Annotated in this window: 4 protein-coding genes; all 4 read left to right on the forward strand. The window is 50.6% G+C overall.

Annotated elements, in window-relative coordinates:
- Positions 1–273: 273 nt before the first annotated feature.
- Positions 274–1,605, forward strand: coding sequence for an MFS transporter (locus tag HMPREF2955_RS13220; protein ID WP_070723903.1), 1,332 nt, complete (start codon positions 274–276; stop codon positions 1,603–1,605).
- Positions 1,606–1,781: 176 nt separating this feature from the next.
- Positions 1,782–2,756: a glycoside hydrolase family 130 protein gene (locus HMPREF2955_RS13225; protein ID WP_070723904.1), complete on the forward strand. Its 975-nt coding sequence runs from the start codon at positions 1,782–1,784 to the stop codon at positions 2,754–2,756.
- Between the two features lie 278 nt (positions 2,757–3,034).
- Positions 3,035–4,663 (forward strand): beta-N-acetylhexosaminidase, encoded by a 1,629-nt coding sequence (locus HMPREF2955_RS13230; RefSeq protein ID WP_070723905.1) that lies wholly within the window; start codon positions 3,035–3,037, stop codon positions 4,661–4,663.
- A gap of 138 nt (positions 4,664–4,801) precedes the next feature.
- The gene (locus tag HMPREF2955_RS13235; protein ID WP_070723906.1) at positions 4,802–6,862 is read left to right on the forward strand and encodes a glycoside hydrolase family 20 protein; all 2,061 of its coding nucleotides are present in this window, start codon (positions 4,802–4,804) and stop codon (positions 6,860–6,862) included.
- Positions 6,863–6,923 lie beyond the last annotated feature (61 nt).

Genomic DNA, 6,923 nt, shown 5'->3' on the forward strand with positions numbered 1-6,923 from the left:
CAACCCCTCTCCAAGGGGAGAGGGGCGTAATATGTAATGCTACAACAAGGCTAACTAACGCAACAACGAATGTTTTAACAAAGCCACAAAGACAACAACGAATGGCTTAACAAAGCCATAAGGCCGACAACGAATGTCTTAACAAAGTAAATATAAAAGCAACAGCTCAATCCAATAAGGCACACCACTCCCCTCTCCCCTTGGAGAGGGGTTGGGGGTGGGCTAGTTGGGCCAGTTTGGGCAATGGGGTGAGGCTCCTTAATTAATAAGAACATGCAACAAACAAATTCAAAACCAAACGCTACAAGAACAAACCCCATCGCATGGGTGCCTTCCGTCTACTTCGCCATGGGACTTCCCTTCGTGGTTCTCAACATGGTGGCGGTGTTAATGTTCAAAGGTTTGGGCGTGAGCGACAGCAAAATAACCTTTTGGACCTCGCTCATCATGATGCCTTGGACCTTCAAATTCTTGTGGAGTCCATTCTTGGAGCTATATCGCACCAAGAAATTCTTTGTCGTAACCACCCAGTTAGTCACGGGTGCGGGGTTCGCTCTCGTGGGGTTGGCACTACAATTGCCCCACTATTTCACCGTGTGTATAGCCTTGATGGCGGTCATCGCGTTTAGCGGAGCCACCCACGACATCGCAACAGACGGCGTTTACATGGCCGAATTGAGCAAGGAAGACCAAGCGCGCTTTATCGGTTGGCAAGGCGCTTTCTACAATATAGCTAAGATCGTGGCCTCTGGCGGACTGGTTTGGCTGGCCGGTTGGCTGCTGAAACACTACGGCGGCGTTAAAGGTGCGCCAGAGTCGGTGATGCATTCGGCTGCCGTACAAGCATGGATGGTGGTGATGATTGCTTTGGGCGTGCTGATGTTTCTATTGGGATTGTACCACACGCGCATGCTGCCCCAAGGCGGAACACGCACGGAGAAACGTATGACTGCGACCGAAACCTTCAAAGAACTGGTGCGCGTGCTGAGCGATTTCTTCACCAAACGCCACATCGTTTACTACATCTTTTTCATTATTCTCTATCGTTTTGCCGAGGGATTTGTGATGAAGGTGGTGCCGCTCTTCCTCAAAGCAGGGCGCGAAGTGGGCGGATTAGGGCTTAGCGAAGAAGAAATAGGACTGTTTTACGGCACGTTTGGCGCGGCCGCCTTCGTGCTTGGCTCGATATTGGCGGGCTATTACATCTCGCACTTCGGACTTAAACGCACGTTGTTCTCGCTGTGTTGCGTGTTCAACTTACCCTTCGTGGCCTACACGTTGCTGTCGTGGTATCAACCCGAAAACGGCTTACTTATTGGCGGAGCGATAACGCTTGAATACTTCGGCTATGGCTTTGGGTTCGTGGGACTAACCCTTTTCATGATGCAACAGATAGCACCCGGCAAACACCAAATGGCACATTACGCCTTTGCATCGGGCATTATGAACCTCGGTGTGATGTTGCCTGGCATGGCTAGTGGGTTCTTCAGCGATTGGTTGGGCTACAAACATTTCTTCATTTTCACCCTCGTGGCCACTATTCCCGCATTCCTCATCACTTATTTCGTGCCGTTTACGTACGAGGATAAGCCTAAGGAAAGGTGAAAGGGTGAAAAGGTGGAAGGGTGAAAAAATGGCTAACGCCCACCAACTCGTCAACTTGTTTACTTGTACACTTGTAAACTTGCCAATTCGTCAACTAAATAAAAAACCATAAATCCCAAGTCCTCTTGCCGCACCACAGCCGCAAGCCAAGGCGCGAAGAGAGGCATTATAAAGATATGAAAGAACTAAAAGACATCATGCCCTGGGAGGAACGTCCCGCCGGTTGCGCCGATGTAATGTGGCGTTATTCAAAGAATCCCGTTATCGGACGTTACCACATCCCCACATCAAACAGCATTTTCAACAGTGCCGTAGTACCCTTTGAAGATGGTTTTGCAGGCGTTTTCCGTTGCGACAACAAGGCCGTGCAGATGAATATCTTTGCCGGATTCAGTAAGGATGGCATCAACTGGGACATCAATCACGAACCTATCGTGTTCGAAGCAGGTAACACGCAGATGATAGAATCGGAGTATAAGTACGACCCGCGCGTAACTTGGATAGACGACCGCTATTGGATTACATGGTGCAACGGCTATCATGGTCCTACAATCGGCATCGCCTACACCTTCGACTTCAAGCGTTTCTACCAATGCGAAAACGCCTTCTTGCCTTTCAATCGCAATGGCGTGCTCTTCCCACAGAAGATAAACGGCAAGTTCGCCATGCTTTCGCGCCCCAGCGACAACGGTCATACGCCCTTTGGTGACATATATCTAAGCTATAGCCCCGATATGAAATACTGGGGCGAACATCGCTGCGTGATGAAGGTAACGCCTTTCCCCGAGAGCGCATGGCAATGCACTAAGATTGGTGCTGGCTCTGTTCCGTTCCTTACTGATGAGGGTTGGCTGATGTTTTACCACGGCGTTATCACCACATGCAATGGTTTCCGCTATTCGATGGGTGCCGTATTGCTCGATAAAGATAATCCCGAACGCGTGCTTTATCGCACTCGTCCTTATCTGCTTGCGCCTGCCGCACCCTACGAACTGCAAGGCGATGTGCCCAACGTTGTGTTCCCCTGCGCTGCACTTAGCGACGGCGAACGCGTGGCTGTGTACTACGGAGCCGCCGATACCGTGGTGGGAATGGCCTTTGGGTACGTAAAAGAGATTATCGAATTTGTGAAGAATAACTCAATTGTGTAAGGAGTAAAGGAGTAAGTAGTAAAGTAGTAAGGAGTTGTTTTTGAGGAGTTAAGGAGTTAAGGAGTTATGGAGTTAAGCCGTATGCGTTGTTGCAGAGGGGCGAACCTTCTCGTAAACTCACTAACTCTTCAACTCATAAACTTATAAACTGAGAAACTTATCAACTCATAAACTCAATAACTCACCAACTCATAACTTATAAACTCACCACCTCACCACCTCATCAACTTATAAACTCAATAACTCACCAACTCAATAACTCATAAACTAAAATAGAAATGAAACGTCTTCTATTAGCCGCTGCATTAGGTTTCTCGATGCTAAGCGCCCATGCAGCCGACGCCAACTACAATGTTGTGCCGCTGCCAAAGAGCGTTGTGATGGCCAAAGGCAAGCCCTTTAACCTCACAAGTGCAACAACCATCGTGTACGAAGGTACTAATCCCGAGATGAAACGCAACGCGCGGTTCCTCTCCGAGTACATCCAGCAAGTTTCGGGCATACGTACCAGCTTGCTAGACAAGCGCGATAAGAACGTTGCTGCCATCGTTCTAACCATCGATCCCAAGGTAACAGGTGCCGAAGCCTATCGCCTTACTGTCAACAACAAGCAGGTAACAATCGCCGCAAGCACGCCAGCAGGGGTGTTCTATGGCATTCAGACACTGCGTAAGGCGTTGCCCGTGCAAACCAATGGGGCCGACGTAACCCTGCCTGCCGTGACTGTTGCCGACGAACCACGCTTTGGTTACCGTGGTATGATGCTCGATTGTGCACGCCATTTCTTCCCCCTAAGCTTTGTTAAGAAGTTTATCGACATCTTGGCTTTGCACAACATGAACGTCTTTCACTGGCACCTAACCGAAGACCAAGGCTGGCGTTTGGAGATAAAGAGCCATCCCGAACTCACCGCTAAGTCGTCAATGCGTTCGGGAACGGTAATTGGTCACAACGCAATGGTAGACGATAGCATCCCTCACGGCGGTTTCTACACGCAGCAAGAGGCGCGCGAGATAGTGGAATATGCACGCCAACGCCACATCACCGTTATCCCCGAGATAGACATGCCGGGCCACATGTTGGCTGCATTGGCTGCTTATCCCGAACTGGGATGTTCGGGCGGACCCTACGAAGTGGGGCATCGCTGGGGCGTATATAAAGATGTGTTGTGCCTTGGAAAGGAAAGTACGTACAAGTTTGTGCAAGATGTTATCGACGAAGTGGTGGACATCTTCCCCGCAAAATACTTCCATATCGGTGGTGACGAAACGCCAACCATCATGTGGGAGAAGTGTCCCAGGTGCATACAAAAGGCAAAAGAAGAGAACACCGACATCAAACACCTGCAACAATACTTCACCAATAGGGTTGAAAAGTACCTTAACAGCAAGGGAAAGAGCATCATCGGATGGGACGAAATCCTTGAAGGCAAAATCAACCAAAGCGCCACCATCATGGCTTGGCGTGGCGAAAAGAACGGGTTTGATGGTGCCATAAAGGGTCACGACGTAGTGATGACGCCCAGCTCGCACGTCTATTTCGACCATTATCAGGCCAAAGATACCAAACACGAGCCTGATGCCATCGGCGGCTTCTCGCCTGTTGAGAAGGTTTATTCTTACGAACCAATACCCGAAAGCCTTCCTGCCGATGCCAAAAAACGTATCTTTGGTGTGCAGGCTAACCTCTGGACCGAGTACATTCCTTACACCACGCAGGCCGAATACATGATTATGCCACGTATGGCGGCCTTGGCCGAGGTGCAATGGACGCCCGCAGCGAAGAAGAATTTCGATGATTTCAGCAAGCGCGCACACCGTCTTAGCGACCTTTACGACCGCTATGGCTATCAGTATGCACGCCATTTGTGGAAAGACAAAGCCATACCCACCTCTGCTGTGTGGTAAATAACATACCGCTGGCAGTCATTTCGCCGTAAGCCCTAACTATGGGTTGTGGCGAGGTGGCTGCCACTTTTCGTTATCAATACCACCCCTCTTTATATATAAAGGTATATTTCACATCTTCTTAATAGTATCCAACACATGCACAAAACATTCCTCGCCTTGCTGTTTCTGGTGGCTTCGCTCTGTCCCAAACAGGTGCAGGCGCAATCGGTTATCCCGCAACCTAGGGAGATAACCATGGGCAAAGGTTTCTTCACCATTAAGCCCAACACGCCCGTTGAACTGAATTTCGAGGGCGAAGAGGCACGCCAAATGAAGGCCTACATACGCCAAACCTTGGGCTTGAAGGTGTTTAAAGGAAAGTTCATCAGTAAAGTTCCGGCCATAAGCCTTAACTTGTTGCGGATAAAAGAGCCGTCTTGCTACGGGAGAACGTTCCCCGAATATTATACCCTAGACGTAACGCCCGAACGAATAACCATCATGTCGCATACCACAACAGGTCTGTTTTATGCCTTGCAAACCCTTCGGCAGCTGATGGTAGATGGCAACAAGGTGGCTTGTGCCGAGGTAAATGACCAGCCACGCTTTCCTTATCGTGGCATGATGCTCGACTGTTCGCGCCATTTCTTCACGCCCCAGTTCATCAAAAAGCAACTTGATGCTATGGCTTACTTTAAGCTTAACCGCTTTCATTGGCACCTAACCGATGGCGGAGGATGGCGTTTGGAGGTGAAGAAATATCCCAAACTGATTGAGGAAACGGCCTACCGAACCCAAAACGACTGGACTAAATGGTGGCGCGAACACGACCGGCGCTACTGCCACGCCAACGATTCGGGGGCTTATGGCGGATATTATACGCAAGACGAAGTGCGCGACATCGTGGCATACGCGGCCAAAAGGCACATCACCGTGATACCCGAAATAGAGATGCCAGGCCATAGCAATGAGGTGTTTGCCGCCTATCCAAACCTCACTTGCGAGGGAAAGGCCTATACCAGCCCCGACTTCTGCCCCGGAAACGATAGCGTGTTTACCTTTCTCGAAGGCGTTCTCACCGAGGTGATGCAGCTTTTCCCCTCCGAATATATCCACATCGGGGGCGACGAGGCTTGGCAAGAAAAGTGGAAAACCTGCCCCAAGTGCCAGCAGCGAATGAAAGACGAGGGGCTGAAAGATACCCACGAGCTGCAAGCCTACTTCATCATGCGCATCGAAAAATTCCTTAATGCCCACGGCCGAAAGCTGCTGGGATGGGACGAAATCATGCAAGGACGATTGGCACCGAATGCTGCCGTGATGTCGTGGACGGGCGAAGAGGCTGGCTTGAAGGCTGCTAAGGCTGGTCATCATGTGGTGATGACACCTGGCGCATACTGTTATCTCGACATGTATCAAGACGTTCCGTTCACCCAACCCAAGGCTATGGGCGGCTATGTCCCGCTTGAAAAGGCTTATTCTTACGAGCCAATAGCCCACAAAGAGTCGGCCGACACGCTGGAAAGATACATCGACGGCGTGCAAGGAAACCTTTGGACCGAGGAAGTGCCTACGCCCGAACATGCCGAGTATATGCTTTATCCGCGACTGTTGGCCATTGCCGAAGTGGGTTGGACCCGCAACCGTCCGCCTTACGACAACTTCCGCCACCGCACCATACAGGCACTCGACCGCATGAAGGCTATGGGCTACAACTTCTTCGACTTGCGAAACGAACGCGGACGGCGCGAAGAATCGCTTACGCCCATAACGCATTTGGCTCTTGGAAAACCCGTAACTTATCTTTCGCGTTACACGGAGAAGTATCGCGGAACGGGCGATGGCACACTTACCGATGGACGTCGGGGCGACTGGGTGTTTAAGGGCGACCGCTGGCAAGGCTTTATTGGCGGCGAATGTATGGATGCCGTGATAGACCTTGGGGCGGAAACCGAACTGCACGAAGTATCGGCCGACTTCCTACAATCTATGGGTGTAGACATCGCTTTCCCCGACAGCGTAGAGCTATTGGTGTCTGCTGATGGGCAGACCTACACCTCGTTGCAACGCCGCGACGTGGAACGGCACGACAAACGCGAATATTTCATCGAACCCTTTACGTGGAAAGGCACGGCCAAAGCGCGCTACGTACGCTTGCGGGCCAAGCAAGGTGCCGAAGGTGGATGGGTGTTTTGCGATGAAGTGAAAGTGTGGTAGAGGAAGTATTTAAAGGTGAAAAGGCTTTTAAAGGTGAAAAGGTGAAAAGGTGAAAGGGTGA

Source organism: Prevotella sp. HMSC073D09 (genome assembly GCF_001814145.1).
Taxonomy (GTDB): domain Bacteria; phylum Bacteroidota; class Bacteroidia; order Bacteroidales; family Bacteroidaceae; genus Prevotella; species Prevotella conceptionensis.